Origin of the sequence: Streptomyces violaceus, from assembly GCF_036014075.1 — a bacterium.
Classification (GTDB): Bacteria; Actinomycetota; Actinomycetes; order Streptomycetales; family Streptomycetaceae; genus Streptomyces; species Streptomyces violaceus.
In genome coordinates this window covers 5,968,358-5,983,071 of the sequence record NZ_CP107911.1, presented here as the reverse complement: position 1 = coordinate 5,983,071, position 14,714 = coordinate 5,968,358, and the positions used below count along the sequence as shown (strand labels likewise).

The 14,714-nt window shown below is 71.6% G+C and carries 11 protein-coding genes; 1 reads left to right on the top strand and 10 read right to left on the bottom strand.

Translation table 11 applies throughout. From position 1 onward, the window contains the following. Positions 1-19: 19 nt before the first annotated feature. From obgE to OG542_RS26935, 9 genes are all read right to left on the bottom strand, one after another. Complete coding sequence (gene obgE / locus OG542_RS26975; protein ID WP_311125666.1) at positions 20-1,456, bottom strand: GTPase ObgE; 1,437 nt, start codon at positions 1,454-1,456, stop codon at positions 20-22. A 125-nt stretch (positions 1,457-1,581) separates the two neighbouring features. Next, on the bottom strand, positions 1,582-1,836 hold the full coding sequence (rpmA, locus tag OG542_RS26970) for a 50S ribosomal protein L27 (protein WP_019063244.1): 255 nt from the start codon (positions 1,834-1,836) through the stop codon (positions 1,582-1,584). Positions 1,837-1,850: 14 nt separating this feature from the next. Beyond that, positions 1,851-2,171: a 50S ribosomal protein L21 gene (rplU, locus tag OG542_RS26965; protein WP_184592603.1), complete on the bottom strand. Its 321-nt coding sequence runs from the start codon at positions 2,169-2,171 to the stop codon at positions 1,851-1,853. 227 nt (positions 2,172-2,398) lie between these two features. Then, positions 2,399-6,484 (bottom strand): Rne/Rng family ribonuclease, encoded by a 4,086-nt coding sequence (locus tag OG542_RS26960; protein WP_328414033.1) that lies wholly within the window; start codon positions 6,482-6,484, stop codon positions 2,399-2,401. A gap of 259 nt (positions 6,485-6,743) precedes the next feature. Then, on the bottom strand, positions 6,744-7,526 hold the full coding sequence (locus tag OG542_RS26955) for a TIGR03936 family radical SAM-associated protein (protein WP_328414031.1): 783 nt from the start codon (positions 7,524-7,526) through the stop codon (positions 6,744-6,746). 48 nt (positions 7,527-7,574) lie between these two features. Beyond that, entirely contained in the window at positions 7,575-8,753 is a 1,179-nt protein-coding gene (locus OG542_RS26950; protein ID WP_328414030.1) for a phage tail tape measure protein, read from the bottom strand. Between the two features lie 98 nt (positions 8,754-8,851). Beyond that, a complete protein-coding gene (locus tag OG542_RS26945) occupies positions 8,852-9,319 on the bottom strand; it encodes a GNAT family N-acetyltransferase (protein WP_328414028.1) in 468 nt (155 codons plus the stop codon). Then, positions 9,319-9,549 (bottom strand): helix-turn-helix domain-containing protein, encoded by a 231-nt coding sequence (locus OG542_RS26940; RefSeq protein WP_184592611.1) that lies wholly within the window; start codon positions 9,547-9,549, stop codon positions 9,319-9,321. The genes OG542_RS26945 and OG542_RS26940 overlap by 1 nt, the downstream gene beginning before the upstream one ends. After that, positions 9,549-10,046, bottom strand: a complete 498-nt coding sequence (locus OG542_RS26935) for a DUF2975 domain-containing protein (protein WP_193478042.1) — start codon at positions 10,044-10,046, stop codon at positions 9,549-9,551. Before OG542_RS26935 ends, OG542_RS26940 begins: the two co-directional genes overlap by 1 nt. 134 nt (positions 10,047-10,180) lie before the next feature. Between OG542_RS26935 and OG542_RS26930 the strand changes: the two genes are divergently transcribed. Continuing rightward, on the top strand, positions 10,181-10,870 hold the full coding sequence (locus OG542_RS26930) for a GAF and ANTAR domain-containing protein (RefSeq protein ID WP_328414025.1): 690 nt from the start codon (positions 10,181-10,183) through the stop codon (positions 10,868-10,870). Between the two features lie 122 nt (positions 10,871-10,992). Here OG542_RS26930 and OG542_RS26925 read toward each other — a convergent pair whose 3' ends face one another. Then, the gene (locus tag OG542_RS26925; RefSeq protein WP_328414023.1) at positions 10,993-14,637 is read right to left on the bottom strand and encodes a LamG-like jellyroll fold domain-containing protein; all 3,645 of its coding nucleotides are present in this window, start codon (positions 14,635-14,637) and stop codon (positions 10,993-10,995) included. Positions 14,638-14,714 lie beyond the last annotated feature (77 nt).

Below are 14,714 nucleotides of genomic sequence, written 5' to 3'. Positions count from 1 at the left end.
GAATTTGCTCTTTGTTAACTCAGAACGGCTCGAAGTCGTCGAACTCCTGCTGCGCCTCGTCGCGCTCGGCCTGCCGGTCCTTACGGCGCTGCGCGGCCGGGCGCTCCCCCTCGAACCGGTGGTCCTCACCCCGTCGGCCGAGCATCTCCGCCCCGGCCGTCAGGGACGGCTCCCAGTCGAAGACGACCGCGTTGTCCTCGGGCCCGATGGCGACGCCGTCGCCGCCCCGGGCGCCCGCCTTCACCAGCGCCTCCTCGACACCGAGCCGGTTGAGCCGGTCCGCCAGGTACCCGACGGCCTCGTCGTTGTTGAAGTCGGTCTGCCGCACCCACCGCTCGGGCTTCTCACCGCGCACCCGGAACAGGCCGTCGTCCTCGCGCGTCACGGTGAAGCCCGTGTCGTCCACGGCCTTGGGCCGGATCACGATCCGGGTGGCCTCTTCCTTCGGCTTCGCCGCCCGGCCCTTGGCCACGAGCTCCGCGAGTGCGAACGACAGCTCCTTCAGCCCCAGGTGCGCCACGGCCGACACCTCGAACACGCGGTACCCGCGCGCCTCCAGGTCGGGCCGCACCATTTCGGCCAGGTCCTTGCCGTCCGGTACGTCGGTCTTGTTCAGGACGACGATCCGCGGGCGGTTGTCCAGCCCGCCGTACTGCCGCAGCTCCTCCTCGATGATGTCGAGGTCGGAGGCCGGGTCGCGGTCCGACTCCAGCGTGGCGGTGTCCAGGACGTGCACCAGCACACTGCACCGCTCCACGTGCCGCAGGAACTCCAGGCCCAGCCCCTTGCCCTGGCTGGCCCCGGGGATCAGCCCGGGCACGTCGGCGATCGTGTACACGGTCGAACCGGCCGTGACGACTCCGAGGTTCGGCACGAGCGTGGTGAAGGGGTAGTCGGCGATCTTCGGCCTGGCGGCGCTCAGCACGGAGATCAGGGACGACTTACCGGCGCTCGGATACCCGACGAGCGCCACGTCGGCGACCGTCTTCAGCTCCAGGACGACGTCCCGCAGGTCCCCCGGCTCGCCGAGCAGCGCGAAACCGGGCGCCTTGCGCCGGGCGGAGGCCAGCGCCGCGTTGCCGAGCCCGCCCCGGCCGCCCTGCGCGGCGACGAAGGACGTGCCGTGCCCGACCAGGTCGGCGAGGACGTTGCCCGCCTTGTCCAGCACCACCGTGCCGTCCGGCACCGCCAGCACCAGGTCCTGCCCGTCCTTGCCGGAGCGGTTGCCGCCCTCGCCGGGCTTGCCGTTGGTGGCCTTGCGGTGCGGGGAGTGGTGGTAGTCGAGAAGCGTGGTGATGGACTGGTCGACGGTGAGGATCACGTCCCCGCCGCGACCGCCGTTACCGCCGTCCGGTCCGCCCAGCGGCTTGAACTTCTCGCGGTGGACGGAGGCACAGCCGTGGCCTCCGTTACCCGCGGCGACATGCAGCTCGACGCGGTCCACGAAGGTGGTCATGGTGTGTGCCTCCATTGTGCGTACGTATCCGTACGGGTTGTACGGGGTTGTTCTCTGGCCAACACGCGAAAGGCGGACCCGCTTCCCGTGAGGGAAGTGAGGTCCGCCTCGCGAAAGCGTTCCGGTCAGGCGACCGGAACGATGTTCACGACCTTGCGGCCACGGTGGGTACCGAACTCCACCGCACCGGCGTTCAGCGCGAACAGCGTGTCGTCGCCGCCACGGCCGACGCCCGAACCGGGGTGGAAGTGCGTGCCGCGCTGGCGGACCAGGATCTCACCCGCGTTGACGACCTGACCGCCGAAGCGCTTCACGCCGAGCCGCTGGGCATTGGAGTCGCGACCGTTCCGGGTGGACGATGCGCCCTTCTTGTGTGCCATGTCTCCTCAGTCCCTTACTTCGCAGCCGCGGGGATCTCAGTGACCTTGATCGCCGTGTACTGCTGGCGGTGGCCCTGACGACGGCGGTAGCCGGTCTTGTTCTTGTAGCGAAGGATGTCGATCTTGACGCCCTTGTGGTGGTCCACGACCTCGGCCTGGACCTTGATGCCGGCCAGCACCCACGGGTCGCTGGTCACGGAGTCGCCGTCGACAACGAGCAGGGTCGAGAGCTCGACCGTGTCGCCAACCTGGGCAGTGGAAATCTTGTCAACCTCAACGATGTCGCCGACAGCAACCTTGTGCTGGCGACCACCGCTGCGCACGATGGCGTACACGCGGAACTCTCTCTCGCTCGGGAAACGGCACCCCCGCAGGCCAGCCGCCCGACTCAGCGAGCAGCCTCTCCTGGGCGCCGGGCGCCCGGAGGATGAGGTTTACGGGGATGTGACGTGTCAGTCGACACGCCGACGGTCAAGGTTACGGGGCCCCGGCCAAGGGGGTCAAACCGAGGCCGGTCCGCCGCCTGTGCGACCGGTCACGCCGGTCGCACAGGGGCGGGATGTCAGCCCTCGTCGGTGGAGGCCGAGACGGAGGCCGCGGAGGACACGGACTGCTCCGCCGCCACGGTCTTCTTCGACGCGGTCTTCTTGGCGGCGGTCTTGGTGGTCGCCGCCTTCTTGGCCGTCGTCTTCTTGGCCGCGGTCTTCTTCGCCGCGGTCTTCTTGGTGGCGGCCTTCTTCGCCGTGGCCTTCTTGGCCGTCTTGCGGGCCGTCTTCTTGGCCGGAGCCGGTTCCTCGGCGGCCTCGGCGGTCTCCGCGGTCGCCTCGGCTGCCGGGGCTCCGGCGTCCGACGGCTCCTCCGCGGCCGACGACACGACCACGACGGCCGTCTCCTCGGACGCGGTGGACGCGGCGGGCTTGCGCACCGCACGGCGCCGCGGGCGGGCCGGGGCGGCGCTCTCGGCGGGCGCCTCGGGCTGTCCGTCCTGCTCGGGCGCCTCCGTGGCCTCGGGCGCGGCGGGTGCGGTCTCGGAGACCGTCACCACGGTCGCCTCCGCCCCCGCCGGAGAACCGGCCGGCGCGGACACCTTGCGCGTCGCCCGCCGACGGCCACGGCCCTTGGGCGCGGCCTCCTCGGCGGCCGGGGCCTCGACGACCGGGTCCTCGACGGCCATCGGCTCGGCCTGCGCCTCGGCGGCCGGCTCGGGCTGCACCGGACGTACGACCTCCTCGGCGACGGTCACGTCCTGAGCCGTCGGCACCTCGGCCTCGGCCTGCTCGGCCTTGTTCCTGCCCTTCCTGGCCTGCGGCTCCGCCGCTTCACCGCGCGGCGAACCCGCCGGAGCGGATGCCCGCCGGCTGGCCCGGCGCCGTGTACGCCCGCGCGAGGCCGCGGCCTCCGCCTCGGCGGCGCTGCTGAACAGCTCCTCGTCGGGCTCGAAGGACGGCTCGGGCAGGGCGATCGGCTCGGCGATCTCGGCACCGACCTCCGCCTCGGTCTCCGCCTCCTGCTCGGCGGTCTCGACGGCCGCCGCCTCGTGCACGTGCGGCTGCTCGGCGGCACCGGCACGCGCGCGCTTCTTGCGCTTGCCGCCGCCACCGACGGCCGTCGGCTGCTCCATGTGCACGATGACACCGCGGCCGTTGCAGTGGACGCAGCTCTCGGAGAAGGACTCCAGCAGCCCCTGCCCGACCCGCTTGCGGGTCATCTGCACGAGCCCCAGCGAGGTCACCTCCGCCACCTGGTGCTTGGTCCGGTCCCGGCCCAGGCACTCCAGCAGGCGCCGCAGCACCAGGTCCCGGTTGGACTCCAGCACCATGTCGATGAAGTCGATGACGATGATGCCGCCGAGGTCGCGCAGCCGCAGCTGGCGCACGATCTCCTCGGCCGCCTCCAGGTTGTTCCTGGTGACGGTCTCCTCGAGGTTGCCGCCCTGACCGGTGAACTTGCCGGTGTTGACGTCGACGACGATCATCGCCTCGGTCCGGTCGATCACCAGCGAGCCGCCGCTGGGCAGCCAGACCTTGCGGTCGAGGGCCTTGGCGAGCTGCTCGTCGATCCGGTACGTGGCGAAGACGTCGACCTCGGAGGTCCACTTCGACAGCCGCTCGGCCAGGTCGGGGGCGACATGCGAGACGTACCCGTGGATGGTCGACCAGGCCTCGTCACCGCTGACGACGACCTTGGAGAAGTCCTCGTTGAAGATGTCGCGCACGACCCGGACGGTCATGTCCGGCTCGCCGTACAGCAGCGACGGTGCGTTCGAGCTGCCGCCGTTCTTGGCCTTCTTCTGGATGTCCTCCCACTGCCCCTGCAGCCGCTCGACGTCCCGGCGCAGCTCGTCCTCGCTCGCGCCCTCGGCGGCGGTGCGCACGATGACGCCCGCGTCCTCGGGGACGATCTTCTTGAGGATGGTCTTCAGCCGGGCCCGCTCGGTGTCGGGCAGCTTGCGGCTGATGCCGGTCATGGAGCCCTCGGGGACGTACACGAGGTAGCGGCCCGGGAGGGAGACCTGGCTGGTCAGACGGGCGCCCTTGTGTCCGATGGGGTCCTTCGTCACCTGGACGAGCACGGACTGGCCGGACTTCAGGGCGGACTCGATGCGCCGCGGCCCGTTGGCCATGCCCAGCGCCTCGAAGTTGACCTCACCGGCGTACAGCACGGCGTTGCGGCCCTTGCCGATGTCGATGAAGGCGGCCTCCATCGACGGCAGCACGTTCTGGACCTTGCCCAGGTAGACGTTGCCGACGTACGAGGTCGACTGCTCCTTGTTGACGTAGTGCTCGACGAGCACGTTGTCCTCGAGGACGCCGATCTGCGTACGGTCGCCGTGCTGGCGGACGACCATCACGCGCTCGACGGCCTCGCGCCGGGCCAGGAACTCGGCCTCGGTGATGATCGGGACGCGCCGGCGGCCCTGCTCGCGGCCTTCGCGGCGGCGCTGCTTCTTGGCCTCCAGACGGGTCGAGCCCTTGATGGACTGCACCTCGTCGGACGGCTCCGCACCCCTTTCCCGCGGGGGACGGGGCTCGCGGACCTTGACGACCGTGCGCTCCGGGTCGTCCTCGGAGGGCTCGGCCTCGGTGCCGCTGTCACCGGCACGGCGACGGCGGCGACGGCGACGGCGGCTGCTGGCGGAGCCGCCCCCGCCGGACGACTCGTCACGGTCGGCGGCCTCGTCGGACTCCTCGTCCTCCTCGGCCGTGTCCTCGGCGTCCTGGCCGGTGGCCTGCTCGGACTCGTCGTCCGTGCTCTCGTCGGAGTCTGCGGAGTCGCCACGCCGACGGCGGCGACCGCCCCGGCGACGGCGGCGGCGCGAGCCGCTCCCCTCGGACTCGTCCTGCTCATCGCCGTCGGCGGAGTCCTCGGCGTCCTCCGACTCGTCGTCGGCGCTCTGCGCGGCAGCGGCCTCGACGGCCGGGGCCTCGGGCTCGTCGCCTGCACCCCGCCGGCGACGCCGGCGGCGCGACCCGCCGGGCTGCTCCTCCCGGGGGGCCTCAGCCGACGCTGACTCCTCGGGCTCCTCGGGCTCCTCGGTCACGGCCGCCTCGGCGGCGGCAGCGGCAGCGGCCCGCTCCGGCGTCTGGAACTGGGGCTCGGTGAACACGGGCGCCTGGAACACGGCGACGGCCGGACGCGCGGGGCGCGCGGCCGACTCGCTCTCACCCGCGGCCGTGTCGGTGGCCGCGGCGGCGGACTTCGAGGACCTGGAGGACTTGGAGGTCTGGGCAGGCTCGGCGAAACCGCCGGCGGCCCTGCGGGCGACCCGACGACGACGCCGCGGGGCGGCGTCCTCGGCGGCCTCGGCGGGTTCCGCGGCAGGGGTGGCCTCGGCGGGGGCCTCGGGCGCGGGCGCGGCCTCGGAGGCGGGGGCCTCGGTGGCGCGGGCGGGCTCGGCGGCGGGGTTCTCGGTCACAGGTGCCTTCGCCTCCTCGGCGTTGCCTTCCGGCGCCCCGGCGGGCGCGGACGCCCGCCTCGAGGCACGGCGACGGGTCCGACGCGGAGCGGCGTCCTCGGAGACCTCGGCGGATGCGGCGGCCTCGGCCTCTTCGGCGGGCCCACCGGTTGCGGCCCCCGGCTCCGCGTCACCGGACGCGGCCGGTGCCGACGCCGTCCCGGACGTCTCCGCCGGAGCCGCAGCAGGCGAGGTCACCGTGCGCGTCGCACGACGCCGGGTACGCCGGGGAGCGGCGTCCTCGGACACCGCGGCGGACGCGGCGGGGGCGGAGACCTCGGCCTGCTCCGACGCCTCGGAGTCGGCCGGAGCGGTGGCGGTCACCGGGACCACGGTCTCGGCGGCCTCCGTGGCCTCCGGAGTCCCGGCAGGTGCGGATGCGCGACGGACCGCGCGGCGCCGCTTGCGAGCGGCGGGCGCGGCCTCTTCGGCGCTCTCGACGGCTTCGGCGGTCTGCGCGGCCTCGGACGTCTCGTCCGCGGCTTCCTCGCCGGCGTCTACGACCTCGGCCGCGAGTTCGTCGGGATCGGCGGCCGGTATGGCCGGCGCGACGGTCTCGACCGGGGCGTCGGAGGTGCCGCCGACGGGGGGACCCGCCGGGCGGGACGCGGCACGCCGCCGCCGACGGGGCGGCAGGGTGTCGCTGGGAGTGTTCTGTTCGGAACCCTCGATGGGTTCGGTCGGTTCGAGCATGCGGGCTTTTCTCCCGTCAGGCTCCCGGGCGCCGCGCCTGGTCCGGCGATGCCGGTGACGTCCGCGGCTCGCGCTGTGCGCGTCGCCGCCGTCCGGGGCGCGGGCGCCGCACGGGAGCTCTCTGTGTCCTGTCTCGCCGGTTCCGTACGCCGAATGCGTACGGCCTGGCGAAAGTCTTCTGGTCGGTACGCTGCCCGACCCAGGTGGCTCCCGAGTCCGAGGGCGGCGCTACGACGTCCGTCCCTTCGCGGAACCTTCCTTACGCCGGCGCCGTCGCGGCGGCAGTCGGTTCGGCCGTTGAGAGGGCCTCCGCTGCCTCGCGGTCGGGCGCGAGCGGGTCGGTCACCGTGCCGGTCTCTTCATCGAACAGCCCCTGCGCCAGCCTGGTCACCGCTGCGGGGACCGGCGGCGCCAGGTCGGCCACGGCGCGGAGACCGGACAGGACGTCGTCGGGTCGTACGGCAGGCGTCACGTGCCGAACAACCAGCCGCAGTATCGCACAGGGCTGGTCGGTCGGCCTATCAGCCTGGGAACTGTGCGTTTCCGTGAGGTCTGGGATCTCCAGGCTCACCACGGCGGCGCGGGCGTCGAAGGTGCGGACGCCGTTCTTGGCTTGGCGCTGGACCTCGACGGTCTCGGCCGCCTTGAAGGTGTCCGCCGCGCGGCGGGCCTCCTCCGGATGCACACCGTCCAGCCGCAACTCCCACACGGAAGCCGTCAGCCGGTCGGCGAGTCCCGAGGTGCGGGCCTCGACCGCCTCGACGATGTCGAGCCCGGTGGGCATCGACGCGTCGAGAAGGGCCCTGAGCTGCTCCGGATCGCGCGGTGCGGTGAGCGCGATCTCCAGGTACTCCGCCTCACTGCCCGTGCCGGTGGGTGCGGCATTGGCGTACGACACCTTCGGGTGCGGTGTGAAGCCCGCCGAGTAGGCCATCGGCACCTCGGCACGGCGCAACGCACGCTCGAAGGCGCGCTGGAAGTCACGGTGGCTGGTGAACCGGAGGCGGCCGCGCTTGGTGTAGCGCAGTCGGATGCGCTGCACCGCGGGTGCGGGCGGCGGGCCTTCGGGCTGTCGCTTGCCCAGTGTCGTTCAGTCCTTCGTGAGAGCGGTCGTACTGCTACCAAGAGTACGTGTCTCGCGCCCCGAAGGTTCCCCGCGGTCGACCGGCCGCGGCTGCCTCGGCTCGCCGAAGAGCATTCGCCGGAAGTCGGCACGCGCCTGCCGTACGGACTCCCGGGCGGCGGCCAGGGCCTGCCGGGTGGCGCGCCCCACGCTGCGGGCGGCTTCGGCGACGGGCCGCAGGACGGTGTCACGCACGACGTGTCCGACCGGTGTCAGCACGCTGCGGTACACCCACCGCACCGGCTCGACGAAGATCCACCGGAAGAGGGTGCCGAGGAACCGCCCGACGGCGAGCGAGATGTACCCGGCGACGCGCCACGCGTGCCCGAGGGCGTCCCAGATCTCTCGTCCGATGACGGCGAGGACCCTCCCGACGGGGGCGAGAACCCAGCGCCAGAGGGCGAGCGCGGGCAGGACGAGCAGGATCCGGGTGATCCAGTAGAGGCCCGTTCCGATGCCGGTGACGATCGCGCTCACCAGCCACACCAGCCCCTTGCCGCACCAGGCGATCGCGCGCCCGACGGGTGCGATCACCCAGGTGTACAGCCACAGGGCGGGTACGACGACGAGGTACCGCGCGAGCCATGCCAGGACCGTGCACACGCCGATCCCGATCGCGGCGAGCACGGCGCCGAGCCCCTTGAGCATCCACATCACGGCACGCCCGACGGGCGTGAGCAGGTGGGCGTACACCCAGCCGAGCGCGGCCCCGACCCCCTTGGCAGCCCACGCGATCGCGTGCCCGGCCGGCGTCAGCACATACCGGTACAGCCACACCAGGGGCACGACCACCAGTACGTTCCCGAGCCACCCGAGGGCCTTGCCCACCGGCACGACGACGTACCGCCACAGCCCCACGAACGGCCAGACGAACACCGCCCGCCCGAGCCACAGCAGCGCCCGCCCCACCGGCCGGAACAGCACGTCGTTCAGGAAGCGCCCGGCCACGACGAGCGCGTCCCACACCATCCGCACGGGGACGACCAGCACGAGCACCACGATCCGCACGGGAATCCGGATCGCGACGGCGAGGCACCCCTCGGGCGCGGTGCCCTCACGTACAGGCGGCGCCGACGGTTCGGGCGCCCTTTTGCGCAGGTCGACCCGCGCCTCGGAACCCTCGCGGGCCGGCTTCTCCACATCCATACCGTCGAAGACGCCTCAGCAGCCCGTCCGGATCCAGCACCGCACAGTCCCGCCCCGTTCTCCCGCAGATCCTCCACCTGGCGCCATGATCATACGAGTCACCCGCTCGCGACCCGAGCCTGCAGCAGCCGGGGCGACTCCTGGAAACCACGCCGGGCGTACGCGGGAATCGCCCGCGAACTGGAGTGCACGGTCACCCGCTCCAGCCCGAGCTCCCGGGCCCGGTCCAGAACCGCCTGGATGAGCTGCCCGCCGAGCCCGCCGTCCCGTGCCTCGGGTACGACGTACACGCACTGGACATCACCGGAGGCCCTCCTCGGCGCCCGCGGCGTGGGCACCCGCTGCACCACCACGAGCCAGGCCATGCCGATGACCACGTCGTCACGCACGAGCACCATGCACCGGTGCGACCCGGCGTTCTCCTCGGCCCAGCCGACGAAGTGCCGGACGAATTCCTCGCGTTCGCCGACGGTCTCACCGCCGTTCTCGACGAGCCAGTCCCATCGGAGTGCGGCCACGGAGGCCAGTTCGCCGGACCGGGCCGGGCGGACGCTGATGTTCTCCATCAGGACATTGTCGGGTCGGCGGCCCCGTCCGCCTCCCAGCGCAGCAGGTCCCCCGGCTGGCACTCCAGTACTTCGCAGAGCGCGGCGAGTGTCGAGAAACGGACCGCCTTGGCGCGGCCGTTCTTGAGGACCGCCAGGTTGGCGGGGGTGATGCCGACGCGTTCCGCGAGCTCGCCCACGGACATCTTCCGTTTGGCCAGCATCACGTCGATGTCGACGGCGATCGCCATCAGATGACCTCTTCCAACTCGGCCCGCATCCGGGCCGCCTCGATGTCCCGTGCGACGGCCTGCGCGAGCAGCACGCGCAGCACGAGCACGACCAGCGCGACGCCCAGCACGGCCACGACGACCCCGCACAGCAGCAGAACCACCCCGGGAGCGACGGCCTCGCCGGGCGCGAGAACGACCGCGAGGGCGAAGACCAGCAGGGCGGCCGCCACGAACGCGCCGATCACGATGTGCACGTACCGGAAGGCGGCGGTGGAGAACACCGTCCCGCGGCGCACCATCGTCACCAGCCGCCACACACAGACCACAACGACCTGGGCCGTCACGATACCGAGGATCGTGATCACGAGGATCGGGGTGCGGAGGTACGCGTGATCCGGGTTCAGGCCGTCCAGATCGACGGCCAGCAGCGGCACCATCACCGCCTGCACGAACAGCGACCCGGCGAGCAGCACCACGAGCACTCCACGCAACGTCGCCACGGCCAGCTTCCCCATTACCACTCCCTCGATCGAGCTACGATGGAAATCTATCGAAACTCGATAGATGACGCAACGGAGCGGCTCTGCCCGGGGAAACGTGGCAACGTGGGCAGAGAGCACGCCGAGGCGACGACCGAGGGAGAACCACTGTGGAATGGCGCGTGTTCGCGCAGCAGATGGCCTCCATGGCACGGGACCTGCTCGCTCAGCAGTCGGTCGACGCCACCCTCGAGCACATCACCGACTCGGCCACGAAGCTCGTGGCGGGATGCGACGCGGCCGGCATCCTCCTCCTGCACGGAAAACGGGTGGAGACGCTCGCTCCCACCTCCGACCTGGTCGTCAAGAGCGACCAGCTGCAGGAGCGCCTGGCGGAGGGCCCCTGCTTCGACGCGGCCCGCAGCGGCACGGCGGAGCGGGTCTTCCGCATCACCGACTTCACCGACGAGCAGCCGCGCTGGCCCGCGTACGCCGAGCAGGCCCGTGACCTGGGCGTGGGCAGCATGATGGGCTTCCTGCTGTACACCGAGGACGAGGAACTCGGCGCCCTCGATCTCTACTCCAGCCGCCCGGGGGCCTTCACGGAGGACAGCGAGACGGCGGGCTGGCTGCTGGCCTCGCACGCCGCCGTCGCCTTCTCCAGCGCCCGCAGTCACGCCCAACTGGAGCAGGCCGTCGCCACCCGTCACGTCATCGGCGAGGCCATGGGCATCCTCATGGGCAGCCACCACCTCACCGAGAAGGAGGCCTTCGACGTGCTGCGCCGCTTCTCCCAGGAGAAGAACATCAAGCTCCGCGAGGTGGCCCGGCGGGTCTGCGATGAGGGCCGCCTCGCCTGACGGCTCCCCCAGCACATGGCTGAACTGGGGGAACCTGGGCCGGGCCGGTCCCCCAGGGGAGCGTCACCGACCCCGCCTGCTCAGCGGGTCCCCCGGAGGAACGGTCTCACCCCTCGGTCCGCTCAGTCTTCTCGCGCGTACGGCACGACGGTGATCCGGTCGATCAGCGGCGCGTAGCGGGAGCGGAGCAGCACCCCGGGGAAGGTGTCCGAGGCGTAGGTGGTGCCGTCGTAGTTCGGCAGTTCTTCGGAGCGGAAGCCGATCGTGTTCTTCCCCTTCTTGAGGTGCACCGGGACGGTCAGCTCCCAGAAGTTGTTCTGGTGGAAGCTGTGCGGGAAGCCGACGCGCCGCGGCGCGCCGCCGTTGACGCTGATGTCGGCGTGGCGGGCGAGCGGGTCCGGGTTGTAGTGCGTGGCCTCCGACTGCTCCGGGTTGGAGTAGCGGACGCGCAGCGCGTACAGGCCGGCCCGGTCGGCCGTGACCGTGAACGTCGCGGTGTTGCCGTTGCCGGGGTCGCCGCCGATGCCCGTGATCGCCGTCCCGTCGGTGGCCAGGGAGAGCGGGGTGAGCGTGGCCGAGCCCGCGAGCCTGGCGTCGCCGGCCTCGTAGGTACGCGTCGGCAGCTTGCCCTCGGTCGGTGTGACCGTCAGACGGTCGAGGAGGGTCGTGGCCTGGCCGCCGGTCACGGTCACCTTGTTGACACCGCCCGAGAGGGATACGGCCACGCTGCTCCGGTTCCCGGCCAGGCGCAGGACGTCGTGCCCGTTGACGGCGAGCCGGGCGCCCGTGCCGCCGAGGGTGTCGGCCCTGAGGGTGGCCTCGCGGTCGGCGGGCGAGTAGACCCAGAACGTGGCCGTCTGGCCCTTCGCGAGCCGGAGCGCGCCCGAACCCGACTGCTTCGGCAGGTCGTGGACGGGCCGTGCCCCGCCGGCCGGCCAGGCCAGCTCGCCCTCGTACACCTGGGTGCGGGCCGAGGCGTCCGGCAGGGACAGGGTGAGGCGGTCGACGATGGCGTCACCCTGGGTGGCGCGCTTGCCGTCGAGGCTCTTCGCGGCGAGCGTCAGGGTGTGCTTGCCCTTGGTGAGCTTCACCTTGGCGTCGGTGTGGTCCCAGACGACCCACTTGTAGCCGAGCGGCAAGTGCAGCTGCCGCTCACTGTCCGCCTTGCCGTCCACGCGCAGGAAGACATTGGTCGGGCCCTGTTCCTTCACCTTGTCGAAGGTGTTGAGGGAGTTGGCGAAGACGCTCAGGTCATAGGTGCCGTCCTCGGGCACGTCCACGGTGAAGTCCAGCGTGACGTCCGAGCCGGTGCGCAGACCGCCCACGTCGTAGCCGCCGGAGGTGTAGAACTTCGACACGTCGCGGGGCGAGCCCTCCGGGCCGTTCTTCGACCAGCCGGACCCGGTGTGGGCGGCGTCCTCCGCCTCGTACGAACCCTGCCAGCGCACGGGCGGGGACTGGGTGCCCTTCGCCTTCCCGGCCGGGCTGAGGACGATCTCGTACGCCGAGGACTCCTTGAGCTTCGGCAGCGCGCCGTCGCCGAAGTCGACCACCACCGTGCCGTCGTCAGCGACCTTCAGGTTCTGCTCCGCGAGCAGCTTCGGGCCGGAGTGGTCGCCCACCTGCCCGCTCCACTCGATCTCCTTCACCCAGGCGTGCACTCGGTCGCCGAACAGCTTCTTCGGGACGCCCGCGAAGGTGATGTGGCCCTTGCCGGTGGAGCCGCCGAAGAGCAGCCGGGCCTGCTTCCGCTTCTCGTCGAGCGTGCCGACGCCCTGCATGGTGTAGTTCTCGCCCGGGAACGGCGGGGTCACCTTCACCGTGTGCCCGCTCATCGAGGCGTACGAGTTGAGCAGCCACCACTGGCCGTTGCCGCGGTTCGACTGCACCGCGGAGTCGGAGAGGTTGCCGTCGATGTTCCAGTACGCGATGTCGGCGTCGACCTTGGACTCCTCGATCGCGGACACCCACTGGATCATCTGGCCGGGCACCGAGGTGTGGTAGTTGAAGGCGTACTCGTTGATGTTGACGGGCAGTTCGGTGCCCGCCTTGTCGGTGCCCTTGAACAGCTCCTTCTCCCACGCCCGGTACTTGGCGACGCTGTCGCGCACCGCCTCCGGGTGGCTCAGCTCGTGCCAGGTGATGACGTCCGGGAGGGTGCCGGCGGCCAGGGTGTGGGTGAGGAAGCCCTTCACCTGGTCGTACAGGACGCTGGTGTTGGGGCCGGCGATGCGGGCCTCGGGCATCTTGCCCTTGATGAGCTTGTGGAAGTCGTCCCAGGCGGCGAAGAAGTCGTCGGGATCGTCGAGCCAGCTGACCTTGTCGTAGCTCCACTCGCCGGTGCCGAACATGTTGCCCTCGGGCTCGTTGAACGGCACGAAGACGACGTTGTCCTGGTACTGCTTCGGCAGCTTCAGGACCTGGTCTACCTGCTGGGCGACCTTCTCCCGGTAGAGCTTGAGCTTCTCCTCGGGCGTGTCGCCCGGCCACTGGTACGGGAAGCCGCGGTGGATGTCGGTCATGTAGATGTACACATCGCCGTCGGTGGAGTCGGCCAGCGGCTTGACCACCTCCAGCGCGTCGGCACCGGGGTGCTGCGGGCCGTCCTGTGCCTTGGTGGAGACCGTGCGCAGGCCCATGCCCTCCATGAGGTTGTTGGTGGGCACGTCCGGTCCGTACACGCCGTAGAGGGTGCCGGAGGCGCCGCCGTGGAACGCGCCGGTGTCCGAGCCGAGGTCGACGGTGAGCTGTCCCTCGCGGACCACGGTGACGGTGGCCCGCACCGCGCGTCCGGCCGCGGTCCCGGCGACGGTGAACGTCCCGGGCTTCGCGTACTTCTCGGACGGTACGGCGTCCCAGGTGACCGGTATGTCGCGGTCGTAGCCGTCGGAGAAGGAGGCGCGGGCGGCGGCCGGGAAGGACGGGGCGGTCCCGGTGGTGGTACGGACCTCGAAGGACGTCTTCGAGAGCTCCTGGACGGTCGGCACGGCACCGACCGTACCGGCCACCTGCTCGGCGCTCAGTGCCGCGTGCCACACGGTGAAGTCGTCGATCGCGCCCTTGAGCAGCGGGTCCGGGTAGAGGGACTTGCCGATGTAGCCCGCGGCGGTGGCCGAACTCTCCAGCAGGTCCTTGGCCTTGATGCCGGTCTCGGCGGAGGAGACCGCCGCGCCGTCGAGGTAGGTGGTGAGCCGGCCCGCGGAGGTGTCGAGGGTGACCGTCACCGTCCGCCACTCTTCCGCCGGGAGCGGCGCGTAACCGCGGACCTGTGCCTCCGCTCCCCCTCCGCCGGTGGTCACGGAGGTCTGGAGCAGCCCGCTGCCGTTGTACGGGGTGCTGAAGAGGTACTTGGTGGTGTTGGTGCCCAGGTCGAAGATCCGCTGCCAGGGCGACTTGCCGCCGCTCCACTTCACGCGCGCGGAGACCGTCAGGTCGGCCGCGTCGCCGACCACGTCACGGGGCAGGCGGACGTACGCGCCGCTGGAGTCGGCGGCACCGCCGGGCAGGGCGAGGGCCTTGCCCCCGGCCGTGCCCTCGACGGACCGGGCGGTGGAGGCGTTCACCAGGTCCGCCGTCAGGCCGTTGCCGGAACTGTCGGCGATCTTCCCGGAGGCCATGTCGTCCTGGTCGAAGGTGTACCGGGCGGCGGGCCGGGGCGGCTCCGCCGCGTGCGCGGGGGCGACCGGTGCGGCCAGCAGGCCCGCACCGAGGGTCAGCGCCACGGCGGCCGGGGCCCGGCGCCGTGTGGATCTGTCAGCGGATGGCATGGATGGCGTCCTCAATCGTCGGGGATCGTCGAACCGGTTCGATTCAGGCTGCGCGTAGAGACGCGGCGGGGGTGACG